Source organism: Priestia sp. YIM B13489, from assembly GCF_042787645.1.
Classification (GTDB): Bacteria; Bacillota; Bacilli; order Bacillales; family Bacillaceae_H; genus Priestia; species Priestia megaterium.
On record NZ_JBHZOQ010000036.1, the window covers coordinates 484374 to 499103 of the forward strand.

Genomic DNA, 14730 nt, shown 5'->3' on the forward strand with positions numbered 1-14730 from the left:
ACAAGTGTTATGTTACTACTTATTAGAACAAAAAGCAAGTCGTAGCAACTATTTATATATATTTTTTTATTTCTTATGCTTTTGAATTCCTTCAAAATAAGCAAGGGCTTCTTCCTTGTCCCTTGAGATCTGACCGACAAGCTCTTCGATGCCGCTGAACTTTTTTTCTGAACGAATCATTCGGTGCCATTTCACCGTTACGTGCTGATCGTAGATTTGCTCGTCAAATGATAATAAGTGGACTTCGATTGTTGGCTTTTCTAAATTATCATGAAAAGTCGGCTTATAGCCCACGTTGCATACTCCTGCATACCACTTGCCGTGGAGCTGAAGCTCAACAGCATACACGCCGATGCGCGGAAGTAAATACTCATCGTCTAAAGCGATGTTAGCAGTCGGAAAACCTATTTGCCTGCCTCGCTTTTCTCCATGAGTCACTGTACCTGACACTTCATAATAGCGCCCAAGCAGCTCTTTTACTCGATGCATGTCTCCATTTGCTAAATTTTCGCGAATGAGCGTTGAACTAATTTTTTCTTCGCCATTTGTTAACTTATCAATTGTTGTTTGAGTGAATTTTGATCGAGAATGAAATGGTAGTATTTCCATTGTTCCTTTACCTAACTTTCCATACGTATAGTCAAATCCAGCTACCACATGCTGCACATTCAGGCCAATAATATACTGATCAACAAACTCTTGAGGCAATAGTGCTGCAAACTGTTTATCAAAATGAACGATATATAAAAAGTCAATTCCCATTTCCTCAATGAGTTTCTTTTTTTCTTGAAGTGGTGTGATCATATCAATGTGCTGCACATTGCGCCCAAGCACCACAGAAGGGTGAGGAGTAAACGTCATCACAGCACTAGCTATGCCTTTTTCATCCGCTAACTGTTTTGCTGAATTTATCACTTGCTGATGCCCTAAATGCACACCATCAAAATAACCAAGCGCTAACACTGATTGTTGAACAGCTTCTCGTTGAAAGTGGTGTGGATGTCGAATTTCAATCGTTTCCAAAACACAGTTCACCTTTTCCCTAACCGGTCTAGTCGATTGCCAACACTTTAACCGGCTTCATTAAATGTTTTTTCGTTGGGTGCTGAGCATAAATTGCTAAGCACTTGCCTGCTGAATTTATCATTAAAAAGAATGGTTCTTTTTTTAACTCTTCATCTTCTGTGCACGGCAATACCGCGCCATTTTTCACTTTCTCTGCTAATGTATCACTAATTTGAAGTTTCGGCAAATGATTAAGAGCTTCTTCGATCGAATGCAGTTTCTCATTGATCGTTTCTTCTTCTACCGCCCGTTCAATATCTTCAAATGTCACACAATCTTCCAGTGAAAACTGCCCTGAACCCGTTCGCTGCAAATAAGACATATGAGACGGATAGCCAAGTGCTTCTCCAATCATCACAGCAAGCGTTCGCACATATGTACCTTTGCTGCACGTTACGCGGAATTTGAAGGAAATTTGTTCTCCCTCAAATATAGCGCGGTCGTCCAGCAGTTCAAAGTTATAGATATGAATGGTTCTAACAGGGCGCTCTACTTCGATTCCTTGCCTTGCATATTCATATAGCTTTTTACCTTTGACCTTTACCGCAGAGTACATTGGAGGCACTTGCTGAAGTTCTCCTGTCATCGAAGACAGCACTTCTTCGATTTGAGCACGTGAAAAAGAATCCACTACTTTCTTTTCTTCTACAACCTCTCCGGAAGAATCTTCTGTTGTTGTAGAAAATCCGAGTGTAACTTCTCCTTCATAGGTTTTAGTAGCTCCTGTTAGATACTCTACAATTTTAGTAGCTCTACCGATACAAATAGGCAATACCCCTGTAACATCTGGGTCTAATGTGCCTGTATGCCCTACTTTTTTAGTGCGAAGCAGCTTTCGGACTTTAAACACACAGTCGTGCGAAGTCAGGCCAGCTGGTTTATGTAAAATTAAAACACCGTCCACTCATTCTTCATCTCCTTTTCATTTAAAAAAGGGTGTCTCAGAAGCAAAAACCACTTTTGAGACACCCTTTTTTGTTTCTACATTCACTGATCTTATTCGTTCTCTTGATGGTCATCGCTTTCTTTTTTAATTTCATGAAGCAATGATTCAATTCGATTACCATAATCAATTGATTCATCAAACTCAAACGTAATTTCAGGTGTTTTACGTAAGCGAATGCGCTGACCGATTTCTGAGCGGATAAATCCTTTTGCTTTCGCAAGGCCTTTTAACGTATTCTCACGCTGTTCAGCATCTCCTAAAACAGAGATATACACTTTCGCTTGCTGTAAATCGCCTGATACTTGAACATCTGTTACAGTCACAAAACCGATGCGCGGATCCTTGATTTTACGATTTAAAATCTCGCCCATCTCTTTTTTCATTTGTTCTCCGACTCTAGTTGCTCTTATGTTCATCTGTGTCACCCCTTTTATAACCAATCAAAAGTTGTAATGGTACGTTCAATCTCTGGAAAAGAATCAATCAAGCTTAGCGCTTTTTGCAGTTCTTGTTCGGTTGTGACACGGCTAGATGAGACTGCGACAATGCTAATTTTTGTTCGTTGCCACACATCTTGAAAATCAGTTTCTGAAACTGATACGTTAAACCGCTGCTTCAAGCGCATCAAGATGCGCTGAAGCACGGCACGTTTTTCTTTAAGAGAAGCAGCATTGTAAATTAAGCATTCACACTCCACTAGTCCAATCATTTAGGATCAATTTGCTCCATTACATATGCTTCAATAATATCTCCTTCTTTAATATCATTGAAGTTTTTAATTGTAATACCACACTCATATCCTTGAGCGACTTCTTTTGCATCGTCTTTAAAGCGTTTTAGCACATCTACTTCACCTTCAAAGATAACAATTCCGTCACGAATTAAACGAATTCCACTGTTACGTGTAATTTTACCGTCTGTTACGTAACTTCCTGCGATTGTACCAACTTTTGATACTTTGAATGTTTGACGTACTTCCACTTGACCGATGATTTTTTCAGCAAACTCAGGATCAAGCATTCCTTTCATCGCAGATTCAATTTCTTCAATTACTTTATAAATAATGCGGTGAAGACGAATATCTACGTTTTCTACGTCAGCTGTACGTTTTGCTCCAGCATCCGGACGCACGTTAAAGCCGATAACGATTGCGTTAGAAGCAGTTGCAAGAATGATATCGGATTCTGTAATCGCACCTACACCCGTATGAATAATACGAACATTTACACCCTCTACATCAATCTTTTGAAGAGCAGCAGCCAATGCTTCTACAGAACCTTGTACGTCTGCTTTTACGATAAGGTTTAAGTCTTTCATTTCACCTTGTTTAATTTTTTCAAATAAATCATCTAAGCTTACGCGAGATTTTTCACCGCGCTGTTGTTCAAGCTGCTTTTGAGCACGAGCTTCTCCGATTTGACGAGCTGTTTTCTCATCTTCAAACACTAAGAAACGATCTCCAGCTAACGGAACTTCGTTTAAGCCAGTAATCTCAACCGGAGTAGATGGTCCTACTTCCTTCACACGGCGGCCGATATCATTTACCATTGCGCGAACGCGGCCAAACGTATTTCCGACTACGATTGGATCACCTACGCGTAGTGTACCAGTTTGAACAAGAAGCGTTGCTACAGACCCACGGCCTTTATCTAGCTGTGCTTCTACAACTGTACCTGCTGCACGACGGTTAGGATTTGCTTTTAACTCTTCTACTTCACTTACAAGTAAAATCATTTCAAGCAATTGATCGATCCCTTCACCTGAAATGGCTGAAAGCTTACAGAAGATTGTTTCTCCGCCCCACTCTTCAGCTACAAGGCCGTGCTCCATTAGTTCTTGCATAACGCGATCTGGATTTGCTGCTTCTTTATCCATTTTGTTAACCGCAACAATAATTGGCACTTCTGCCGCTTTTGCATGGTTAATCGCTTCAATTGTTTGAGGCATTACACCATCGTCTGCTGCAACAACAAGGATTGTAATATCCGTTACTTGCGCACCGCGAGCACGCATCGTTGTAAATGCAGCATGCCCTGGTGTATCAAGGAATGTAATTTTCTTTTCGTCAACCACAACTTGATAAGCACCGATATGCTGCGTGATACCGCCTGCTTCTGCAGCCGTTACTTTTGTGTTACGGATAGAGTCAAGAAGCGTTGTTTTACCGTGGTCAACGTGACCCATGATTGTAACAACTGGAGGACGCACTTGAAGGTCTTTTTCGTCATCAATGATTTCTAATGATTCAAAAGCAGTGTCATCTACCACTACTTCTTCTTCAACTTCTACACCGTATTCTCCGGCAATTAGTTCGATAGAATCTTTATCTAACTCTTGGTTAATTGTTGCCATTACACCAAGCATAAATAGTTTTTTAATAATTTCAGAAGGCTCTTTGCCTAATTCTTTTGCTAACTCAGAAACCGTTAAGCTTCCGACAAACGTTACTTTTTCCGGTAACTCTTTTGCAGCTGCTGGAGCTGGTCTACCTTTTGGTGCCTGTGACTTTTGTGCCTGTGGCTTTTTGTTACCTTTATTGTTTCCTTTGTTAGCTGTTGATTTTGTATTTTTATTCAATACTTTCACCCCCATAAAATTAACCGAGCATCGTTGCTAGCTTTTTAGCAAATCCCTCGTCCATCACGGCTACTACAACTCGAGCATCTTTACCAATCGCTTGACCTAGCGTATAGCGATCGGGAACGATTTTAACCGAAACGTTATAGTAAGAACATTTATCCGTTACTTTTTTCTTTGTGTTTTCAGACGCATCGCTTGCTAAAAGTACTAGCTTTGCTTTTTGTTTCCGAACTTCTCTAACCACAAGTTCTTCTCCAGAAATCAATTTTCGTGCACGGTTTGCAAGCCCTAAAAAGGAGATCCATTGTTCACTCATTAGCGTGACTGTTTCTCCTTTTCTACAAGCGCTAGCAACTCTTCATAAACCGCTTCATCTATTGACGCGCCTAAATGTGTCGAAAGCACATTTTTCTTTTTTGCCAATAAAATTGCTTCTTTATCCTTGCTTACATAAGCTCCGCGCCCGGACTTTTTACCCGTTACATCAACTGAAACGTCGCCTTCTTTTGAGCGTACAACGCGTACTAGCTCTTTTTTAGGCTTCATTTCTCCAGTGGCCACACATTTTCGCATCGGGACTTTTTTACGATTGTTCACCTTGGCTCACCTCTTATTCCATATCTTCATCTGAATCAAATGCATGTTGACTTACTAGCATATCATCGCTGTTTTTTACAACCATGCCTTCTTGTTCAGCTTCTGATTGACTTTTAATATCAATTTTCCAGCCTGTCAGCTTAGCAGCTAGACGTGCATTTTGTCCACGTTTACCAATTGCAAGTGACAGCTGATAGTCAGGAACGATAACAGTTGTTGCTTTTTCATTTTCATCTACAATCACATCTACTACCTTAGATGGACTTAAAGCGTTGGCAACAAATTCAACTGGATCATTTGACCAGCGAACGATGTCAATTTTTTCACCTTTTAGTTCATTTACAACAGCCTGTACGCGCTGACCTTTTGGCCCAACACAAGAACCGACCGGATCTACTTCAGCATACTCAGAATGAACAGAGATTTTTGAACGGTCTCCAGCTTCGCGAGCTACTGATTTTAATTCAACTGTACCGTCATAGATTTCCGGTACTTCTTTTTCGAAAAGACGTTTTAAAAGACCTGGGTGCGTACGTGAAACATAGATTTGCGGGCCTTTTGTTGTTTTTTCTACTTTCGTAATATACACTTTAATACGATCATGAGGTTTATACTGCTCATTTGGCATTTGCTCGCTTTGAGGAAGCAATGCTTCAATTTTGCCAAGGCTCACATAGATGAAGCGAGAATCTTGACGCTGAACAATACCTGTCATAATATCTTCTTCGCGATCGCTGAACTCTGAATAGATAACGCCTCGTTCCGCCTCACGAACACGCTGTGTAACAACTTGTTTTGCTGTTTGGGCCGCGATGCGTCCAAAGTCTTTTGGCGTTACTTCGATTTCAACCACATCGTCTAGTTGGAAGTTAGGGTTGATTGTTTGTGCTTCTTCAACCGAAATTTCCAGGCGTGGATCATATACTTCATCAACCACATCTTTGCGAGCAAACACGCGCATTGAACCTCTTTCTAAATTTAAATCAACGCGTACGTTTTGCGCTTGGTTAAAGTTGCGTTTGTAAGCAGAAATTAGCGCTGCTTCAATTGCTTCAATAATTACATCTTTGCTAATGCCTTTCTCTTTTTCAAGAATGACTAAGGCATCAAATAACTCACTGCTCATCGTTGGATAATCCCCCTTTAATATTGGCCCCTACACATTAAAATACAATCGCTAATCGAGCAAAAGCGACTTTGTCATATGGTAAAACCACCGTTTTTGTGCGTGTTTTGATACGAATAGATAATGTGACAGTTTCTCCGTCAAATGATTGTAATTCGCCTTCAAATTCTTTTGTACCTTCAATTGGTTCATATGTTTTTATGTATACATGCTTACCAATTGCACGTTCAAAATCTTTATCTTTTTTTAATGGGCGTTCCGCACCAGGCGATGATACTTCTAAAAAATAGTTATGAGGGATTGGATCTACTGCATCCATTTTCTCACTCAATTTTTCACTTACTGCTCCGCAGTCTTCGATATCCACGCCGGTATCAGAGTCGATAAACACACGTAAAAACCAATCTTTTCCTTCTTTTACGTATTCAATTTCAACAAGCTCTAAATTCATTTCCTCTAAGATAGGGGAAACCATTTCTTCCACTGTTTGTTTTACATTTTTACTCATTCTAATCCTCCCTTCGAGACATTGCATGGTATGTTTAGGTTACGCGTTTTTTATGTCTCTTATATCAAAAAAGAGTGGTTTATTTGCTATTTTTATTTTGCACTCTATAAGAGGTCTAACCTACTAGAGTGGAAATGTTGTCATTTGTGTTGCAGGATTTTAAACGTCACATAATAAATCAATCATGGTGATTGAAAATCTACAGAAAAAACGAATCATGCTAGAAGCCGATTCGTTCTCCATACTACTTACTATGTCAGTAAGTTCATATCAATAAGAAAGAGCGGGTTTCCCCACTCTTTCTCGTCCGTATCCTTAGCATTTCCACAATTACTATATCATAACCGCTTATTTTATGCAAATGTTAGAAAAGAGAAAGCTGGTTCTGATCAGGTAATGATTCAAGGCATCCATGGTTGTCTAGATACTCTAAAATCGTCTTCGATACTTTGCCTCGCTGCTGCAAGTCTTCTTTCGATAAAAACTCTCCCGTTTCACGAGCTTTTACAATGTTCAGCGCTGCATTTGTGCCAAGACCGGGAATGGCATTAAACGGTGGAACTAAAGACGTGCCGTCAATTAAAAATTCGTCTGCGCTAGATTCATATAAATCTACTTTTTTAAACGAATAGCCTCGTTCGCACATTTCTAAAGAAAGCTCAAGCACCGTTAATAAGTTTTTCTCTTTAGGAGATGCATCTAAACCTTTGGCATTAATTTCTTCCATCTTCGCTCGAATGGCAGTTGAGCCTTTGATCATCGTATCAATATCAAAGTCATCTGCACGAACCGTAAAGTATGCTGCGTAATAAAGAAGCGCGTGGTGCACTTTGAAATAAGCAATACGCACGGCCATCAATACATAAGCAGCGGCATGGGCTTTAGGGAACATATACTTAATCTTTTTACAAGAATCAATATACCAGTCCGGAACACCATTTTTGATCATTTCCTCTTCAAATTCAGGTGTTAGCCCTTTCCCTTTACGTACAGACTCCATAATTTTAAAGGCAAGTGAAGGTTCAAGACCTTGATAAATCAGATAAACCATGATGTCATCACGACAGCCGATTACTTCACTTAAGTTGCAAATATCATTGCGAATTAGCTCCTGCGCATTACCAAGCCATACGTCCGTCCCGTGTGACAGTCCTGAGATTTGAACAAGCTCTGAAAACGTCGTTGGCTTCGTATCTTCTAACATTTGACGCACAAAGCGCGTTCCAAACTCCGGTATGCCAAGCGTTCCTGTTTTACACATAATTTGCTCTTCTGTTACGCCAAGTGATTCCGTTCCGCTAAAAATTTTCATCACTTCAGGGTCATCCGTCGGAATTGTTTTTGGATCAATTCCACTTAAATCTTGAAGCATGCGAATCACGGTCGGATCATCGTGTCCGAGTATATCAAGTTTTAATAAATTATCATGAATCGAATGGAAGTCAAAATGAGTTGTTCTCCATTCGGAATTACGGTCGTCAGCTGGAAACTGGATCGGTGAAAAATCGAAAATATCCATATAGTCCGGTACAACGATAATCCCCCCTGGATGCTGACCCGTTGTACGTTTTACGCCCGTACATCCTGCTACTAAACGATCCACTTCTGCGTTTCGCAAATGTAAATCACGGTCACCGGCATAGCCTTTTACATAGCCATAAGCTGTTTTTTCAGCTACTGTACCGATTGTTCCCGCGCGGTATACATTATCTTGGCCAAACAGTACTTTTGTATAGTTATGAGCTCGCGGCTGATACTCTCCGGAGAAGTTCAAATCGATATCGGGAACTTTATCTCCTTTGAATCCTAAGAACGTTTCAAACGGAATATCGTGTCCGTCTTTAATAAATGGTACCCCACAATCGTCGCAGCTTTTATCCGGCAAGTCAAACCCAGAACCAACGGAACCGTCATTAAAAAACTCGGATTTCTTACATTTTGGACAAACATAATGCGGGGGCAGTGGATTTACTTCTGTAATTTCTGTCATCGTCGCAACGAATGAAGACCCTACGGAACCACGTGAACCAACTAAGTAACCATCATTCAACGATTTTTTAACGAGTTTATGCGAGATCAAGTAAATAACGGCAAACCCGTGGCCGATAATACTTTTCAACTCTTTCTCTAGGCGAGCTTCTACTACTTCAGGCAGCTCTTCACCGTAGATGCTGCGTGCCATCGCATAGCTCATTTCACGCATTTCTTCGTCTGCACCTTCAATTTTCGGCGTATATAAATCATCTTTAATTGGTTTAATATCGTCAATCATATCCGCTATTTTTTGCGTATTATGAACAACAATTTCTTTCGCTTTGTCCCCGTCTAAAAATGAAAAACAATTCAGCATCTCATCCGTTGATCTAAAATGAACATCCGGCAGCTGATGACGGTTTAACGGGTTAGCCCCGCCTTGTGAACCAATTAAAATTTTTCGGTAAATTTTGTCTTCAGGATTGAGATAGTGAACATTTCCTGTTGCTACAACCGGCTTTCCAATCTTTTCACCGAGCTTCACAATATTGCTGATAATATCTTTTAAGGCTTTCTCATCCCGCACTAAATCCAGTTCAATTAAGTGCTTGTAGTTGTCAGGAGGCTGCACTTCGATGTAATCATAAAATTCAGCTGCTCCTTCTACTTCATCAATTCCTTTTTGCATCATGCCTTCGAATACTTCGCCCCGGTCACATGCGGTTCCAATCAAGATGCCTTCTCGATATTTGTCGAGCTGAGATCTTGGAATTCGCGGAACTCGATAAAAGTAATTTAAATGAGAAATCGAAACGAGTTTGAATAGATTTTTTAAACCTACGTCGTTTTGTGCTAAAAGCGTCGCATGATAAGGACGGGCCCGCTGATATGCATTCCCTTCTCCCATATAATCATTTAAGCGATCGTGCATCGTAATTTCGCGTTCAAATGCATCTTTCAGCATTTTATTTAACAAATAGCCGGTTGTTTCCGCATCGTAAATCGCGCGGTGATGCTGCACAAGTTCAATATCAAACTTTTTAGCAAGAGTATTTAAACGATGGTTTTTCATATGCGGATACAAAAATCTTCCGAGTTCAAGCGTATCAATAACGCCGTTAGCTGCTTTTTCTAATCCGATTTTTTGCAGTCCCATATTTAAAAATCCCATATCAAAGCTTGCATTATGAGCGACTAAAATACTGTCGCCCATCCACTCGTGAAAATCCCGAAGTACTTCTGAGATTTCAGGCGCATTTTGGACCATATCATCTGTAATACCCGTCAGCTCAATTGTTGTTGCAGACAGAGGATGATGAGGATTTGCAAACCGTTCAAATCGATCGATGATTTCGCCTTCTTTCATCTTCACGGCAGCAAGTTCAATAATGGTATCGTATACGGCTGACAAACCGGTTGTTTCGACGTCAAATACTACGTAAGTTGCTTCTGTCAAATCCACATGCTGAGGATTATAGGCAATCGGTACGCCGTCGTCCACTAAATTGACTTCCACTCCGTACAGTATTTTAATGCCGTTCTTTTTCCCGGCTCCATACGCTTCAGGAAACGACTGTGCAACCGCGTGATCAGTTATCGCTACAGCCGGATGTCCCCATTTTTTGGCTTGTCCGACTAAAGCCCCAACAGATGAAACGGCATCCATTTGACTCATTGGCGTATGCAAGTGAAGTTCCACACGCTTTTCATCTTCAGGCGCTGTATCCTGTCTAGCGGGACCGGTAATCTCGTTAACATCATTTCCAATCATAACTAGATCACGGACAAATGTATCGTTTTGTACACTTCCGCGCACCTTTACCCACATTCCTTTTTTAATCGCTTGAAGTAAAGGAATATCTTCTTTGTCACGCGAAAACATTTTAACCATAATAGAGTTTGTATAATCTGTCACTTTAAAAATAAGAAGCGTACGTCCGCTTCGTAATTCTCTCGTTTCTGCATCAAATACGTATCCTTCAACGGCAATTCGCTTTTCTTCATCTACAATGGAGTCCAGGCGAACCGTCTCGTCTTTAATCGTATATCCAATTGTAAGCGGACCTTTTGGTAGGTCTGGTCCATCACTTTTTTCATTTTCTTTATTTTGCATTTCTGTGATGGCTTGTAATACTTTTTCTGTATCTTCTTGTTTTCGTTGCTCTACAAACTGCTGAAATGCTTCTTCTGAATGTACAACTTCCGTCATTAGCTGAAGGTTCGGAAACCCATAGGACGCATACTGATCAGCAATTAACTGACTATACTTTTTACGTAAAGCCGTTCCTTCTGCATCATGTCGTGCGTTCACAATCAACTTGGCACCGTTCAATCTCGGCATTTGATCTTGTAAAAGCGACTGTAAAAGCGGAGATATGCCCTGCATTTCTCCAATACAATGCTTCCAATATGACTGTACATGCTCTTCCGTACATTGTTTATTAACGGTTTGAATAGAAAAAGAAACACTCGCAATATGAGAAAAAGCTGAAGACATGCGAGCATGGAATAACTCATAAATCTCAAAAGGTAATAACCCTTCTAAAGAAAAATGGAAATGCCATTTTTTTTGTTCTTTCTGAATGACGAGCTTTTCAATCGCTGCGTTTTCAAAGTAAGGAACAATTTGATCACTCGTCAGCTCTAACTGCTGCAGCAGCAACTTAAAACGCTCTTTTTTTCCTAGCGTTTGTGCTTCCAAGTTTTCTGCCTCCTTTTATAAATGAGTGCAATCTATTTTAACATAAATGACTTCTATTCTGTCATATGTTCTGTTTATAAACATAAAAACAGCAGGGATACAAATCCCCGCTGCTTCATTACTTCGCTAGCAGTTCTTTCACTGTTGAAACAAGATTGTCAACTGACACTTCTAATGACTCCCCGGTTTTGCGTACTTTTACTTCTACAATTCCTTCAGATGCACGTTTACCAACTGTTACTCGAACAGGAAGACCAATTAGATCTGAATCTGCAAATTTTACTCCTGCACGCTCTTGGCGGTCGTCTAACAGCACTTCAAAGCGATTATCTAATAACTCATTATATAATTTCTCACCTAGTTCACGCTGTTCATCATTTTTCACGTTAACTGGAATAACGTGCACATGATAAGGCGTAACAGCTTCTGGCCATAGAAGACCGTTTTCATCATTAAATTGTTCTGCAATCGCAGCTACTGTACGAGAAACACCGATACCATAGCAGCCCATAATCATTGGCTGGCTGCGTCCGTTCTCATCTAGATACGTTGCTCCCATCGCTTCACTGTAGCGCGTTCCTAGCTTAAAGACGTGTCCGACTTCAATACCTTTAGCAAACTTAATAACGCCTTGTCCATCCGGTGACTGATCCCCTTCTTGGATGAAGCGGAAATCTTCGTAAGTTGCATTAAAGTTACGTTCATTCACATTTGTGTAGTGATAACCTTCTTCATTTGCTCCGCATACACCGTTAGCAATTGCTTTTACCGCATGATCAGCTACCACTTCTACTGAATCACTTACTCCAATCGGTCCTACTGAACCAACTGCGCATTTTAATACTTCTTTTGTTTCTTCTGGAGTTGCCAGTTCAACAACGGAAGCTTCAAAATAGTTTTTCACTTTAATATCGTTTACTTCGTGGTCCCCGCGAACAAGTACAAGCACAAAACGATCATCTACTTTAAATAAAAGTGACTTGATACAAGAAGTCGCTTCAACATTTAAGAAAGCAGCTACGTCTTCAATGCTATGCTGATTTGGTGTTTCTACCTTTGTTAATTCTTTTTCAGCTTCAGTTGATTTTTCATAGGTATTTACAACCGGTGCCATTTCAACATTTGCTGCATAAGAAGATGTATCTGAATAAGCAATTGTATCTTCCCCGATTTCAGAAAGAACCATAAATTCATGCGTATCTTTTCCGCCCATTGCACCTGAATCAGCGATAACCGCACGGAAATTTAATCCGCAGCGCTCAAAGATGCGGCTGTAGGCAGCAAACATTTTGTCATATACTTCATCTAAACTTTCTTGAGAAGCATGAAACGAATATGCATCTTTCATAATAAATTCACGACCGCGTAATAAGCCAAAGCGTGGACGTTTTTCATCGCGGAACTTCGTTTGAATTTGATATAAATTTAGCGGTAAACGTTTGTATGACTTCACTTCGTCACGAAGCAAGCTTGTGATAACTTCTTCGTGTGTTGCTCCCAAAGCAAATTCACGGCCGTGACGATCTTTCATACGCATTAACTCAGGTCCATATGAATACCAGCGGCCAGACTCTTGCCACAATTCAGCTTGTTGTAAAGCAGGCATCAATAATTCGACAGAACCTGCACGGTCCATCTCTTCACGAACAATTTGTTCAACTTTTTGCAACACGCGCTTACCAAGCGGTAAAAAGCTGTACACGCCGCTTGCATTTTGGCGCATATAACCTGCGCGCAATAGAAGCTGATGGCTTTTTATATCCGCATCAGCTGGCACTTCTCTTAATGTAGGAATCAATGTAGAACTTTGTCTCATAACCTCGCACCTCTTTGCTTACTTCTCTATCTTATTTTTTTAAGGCGGACCATGCCGCAATTTTCATATAATCAGCGAGGGAATATCCCTCGCTGAGCGTATGTCTTATAAAAAGAACTTTTGAATATCGTTCCACGTTACAACGAGCATCAGCAGCATTAATAAAGCAAAACCGATAAAATGAACAATTCCTTCTTTTTGACGATCAATTGGCTTACCGCGAATTCCTTCTACAGCGAAGAACAACAGTCGTCCTCCATCTAAAGCAGGAAGTGGAAGCAAATTGACAATCCCTAAGTTAATACTTAAAACGGCTGCCCATTTCATTAGATAATAAATGCCTGACTGTGCTACTTGATCGGTTGCTGCGTAAATACCTACAGGACCAGAAAGCATATCCAGTTTGAACTGTCCTGTCACAAGCTTCCCTAGACCCGTTAAGATTTCTTTCATCCACGTATATGTTTCAGTAGCTCCGTGCGTGATCGAACCAATGAATGACTTTTCAACCGGTGCATATACGCCAATTAGTCCAATTGTCTGTTCCCCAACTTTGCGACTTTCAGGTGTAATCGGAATATCTAGCGTTTTGCTGCCGCGCTGAACCGTGAATGTAATTTGCTGTTCAGGATGTTTTTGAATTACTTTTACGACATCATCCCACGTTGAAACACTTTGTCCATCAATTGCTTGAACTTTATCTCCTTGTTTAAGTCCCGCATCAACGGCTACTCCATCTGATGTTAATTTGCCCATCACAGGTTTGTCAACAACATATCCTTGAGAAATCCCAAGAACGATAAAAATAACAAAGGCTAATATAAAGTTCATTAGCGGACCAGCGAAAATGGCTAGCGCACGCTGACCAAGAGTTTTGGAAGCAAACTGACGGCTGTAAGGTGCAATTTGAATTTCTTCTCCGTCCATAACGAAGTAAGATTCTTCTGCTACCTCAAATTTTTGCAGACGTTCATCTTCACCTTCTTCATAACCTGAAATAAATAGATTATGCTCTAAGTCTGCTTGCTCTACCTCAATAACTTTTGCATTTGGATGCTGTTCCTTGTTGTTAATAATGACTTTATTTACTTTGCCTTCCTTATCAAACATGAGGCCCACCATTTGACCAGGCTTAACTTCGATCATTTCTGGGTCTTCTCCAGCCATTCGAACAAATCCACCTAGAGGCAGCAAACGAATGGTATAAACTGTTTCATCTCGTTTAAATGAAAAGATTTTGGGACCAAACCCAATGGCAAACTCACGGCATAAGATGCCTGCACGCTTTGCAAAAACTAAATGACCAAGCTCATGAAAGAATACAAGAGCTCCAAAAATGACGACAAACGCAATGACTGTGTTCAATGGGTATTACCCCCTTCATGTAATAGAGTCAAACCTCCACCCACCAGAGATA

11 protein-coding genes and 1 pseudogene are annotated in these 14730 nt (G+C 40.5%); all 12 read right to left on the reverse strand.

The window, feature by feature from the left end:
- Positions 1-66: 66 nt before the first annotated feature.
- Positions 67-1023: a bifunctional riboflavin kinase/FAD synthetase gene (gene ribF, locus ACFX4W_RS04285; RefSeq protein ID WP_043976521.1), complete on the reverse strand. Its 957-nt coding sequence runs from the start codon at positions 1021-1023 to the stop codon at positions 67-69.
- A 28-nt stretch (positions 1024-1051) separates the two neighbouring features.
- Entirely contained in the window at positions 1052-1969 is a 918-nt protein-coding gene (truB, locus tag ACFX4W_RS04290; protein ID WP_043976518.1) for a tRNA pseudouridine(55) synthase TruB, read from the reverse strand.
- Positions 1970-2061: 92 nt separating this feature from the next.
- Positions 2062-2427 carry a 30S ribosome-binding factor RbfA gene (gene rbfA, locus ACFX4W_RS04295; RefSeq protein ID WP_013058834.1) on the reverse strand — a complete coding sequence of 122 codons (366 nt, stop codon included), beginning with the start codon at positions 2425-2427 and terminating at the stop codon, positions 2062-2064.
- A gap of 14 nt (positions 2428-2441) precedes the next feature.
- The gene (locus ACFX4W_RS04300) at positions 2442-2720 is read right to left on the reverse strand and encodes a DUF503 domain-containing protein (RefSeq protein ID WP_016765375.1); all 279 of its coding nucleotides are present in this window, start codon (positions 2718-2720) and stop codon (positions 2442-2444) included.
- Positions 2717-4585, reverse strand: a pseudogene (gene infB, locus ACFX4W_RS04305) (translation initiation factor IF-2); the annotation flags it as partial. The gene ACFX4W_RS04300 and the pseudogene infB, both read right to left, overlap by 4 nt.
- Positions 4586-4607: 22 nt before the next feature.
- Positions 4608-4907 (reverse strand): YlxQ family RNA-binding protein, encoded by a 300-nt coding sequence (locus ACFX4W_RS04310; RefSeq protein WP_280560141.1) that lies wholly within the window; start codon positions 4905-4907, stop codon positions 4608-4610.
- Complete coding sequence (rnpM, locus tag ACFX4W_RS04315; protein WP_013058838.1) at positions 4907-5188, reverse strand: RNase P modulator RnpM; 282 nt, start codon at positions 5186-5188, stop codon at positions 4907-4909. Before rnpM ends, ACFX4W_RS04310 begins: the two co-directional genes overlap by 1 nt.
- Before the next feature lie 13 nt (positions 5189-5201).
- Entirely contained in the window at positions 5202-6314 is a 1113-nt protein-coding gene (gene nusA, locus ACFX4W_RS04320) for a transcription termination factor NusA (protein ID WP_013058839.1), read from the reverse strand.
- A 37-nt stretch (positions 6315-6351) separates the two neighbouring features.
- Positions 6352-6822: a ribosome maturation factor RimP gene (gene rimP, locus ACFX4W_RS04325; RefSeq protein ID WP_303524837.1), complete on the reverse strand. Its 471-nt coding sequence runs from the start codon at positions 6820-6822 to the stop codon at positions 6352-6354.
- A gap of 364 nt (positions 6823-7186) precedes the next feature.
- Positions 7187-11497, reverse strand: a complete 4311-nt coding sequence (locus ACFX4W_RS04330; protein WP_028410838.1) for a PolC-type DNA polymerase III — start codon at positions 11495-11497, stop codon at positions 7187-7189.
- A gap of 118 nt (positions 11498-11615) precedes the next feature.
- Positions 11616-13313 (reverse strand): proline--tRNA ligase, encoded by a 1698-nt coding sequence (locus ACFX4W_RS04335; protein ID WP_043976515.1) that lies wholly within the window; start codon positions 13311-13313, stop codon positions 11616-11618.
- Between the two features lie 105 nt (positions 13314-13418).
- On the reverse strand, positions 13419-14678 hold the full coding sequence (rseP, locus tag ACFX4W_RS04340) for an RIP metalloprotease RseP (RefSeq protein ID WP_043976513.1): 1260 nt from the start codon (positions 14676-14678) through the stop codon (positions 13419-13421).
- Between the last annotated feature and the right edge of the window lie 52 nt (positions 14679-14730).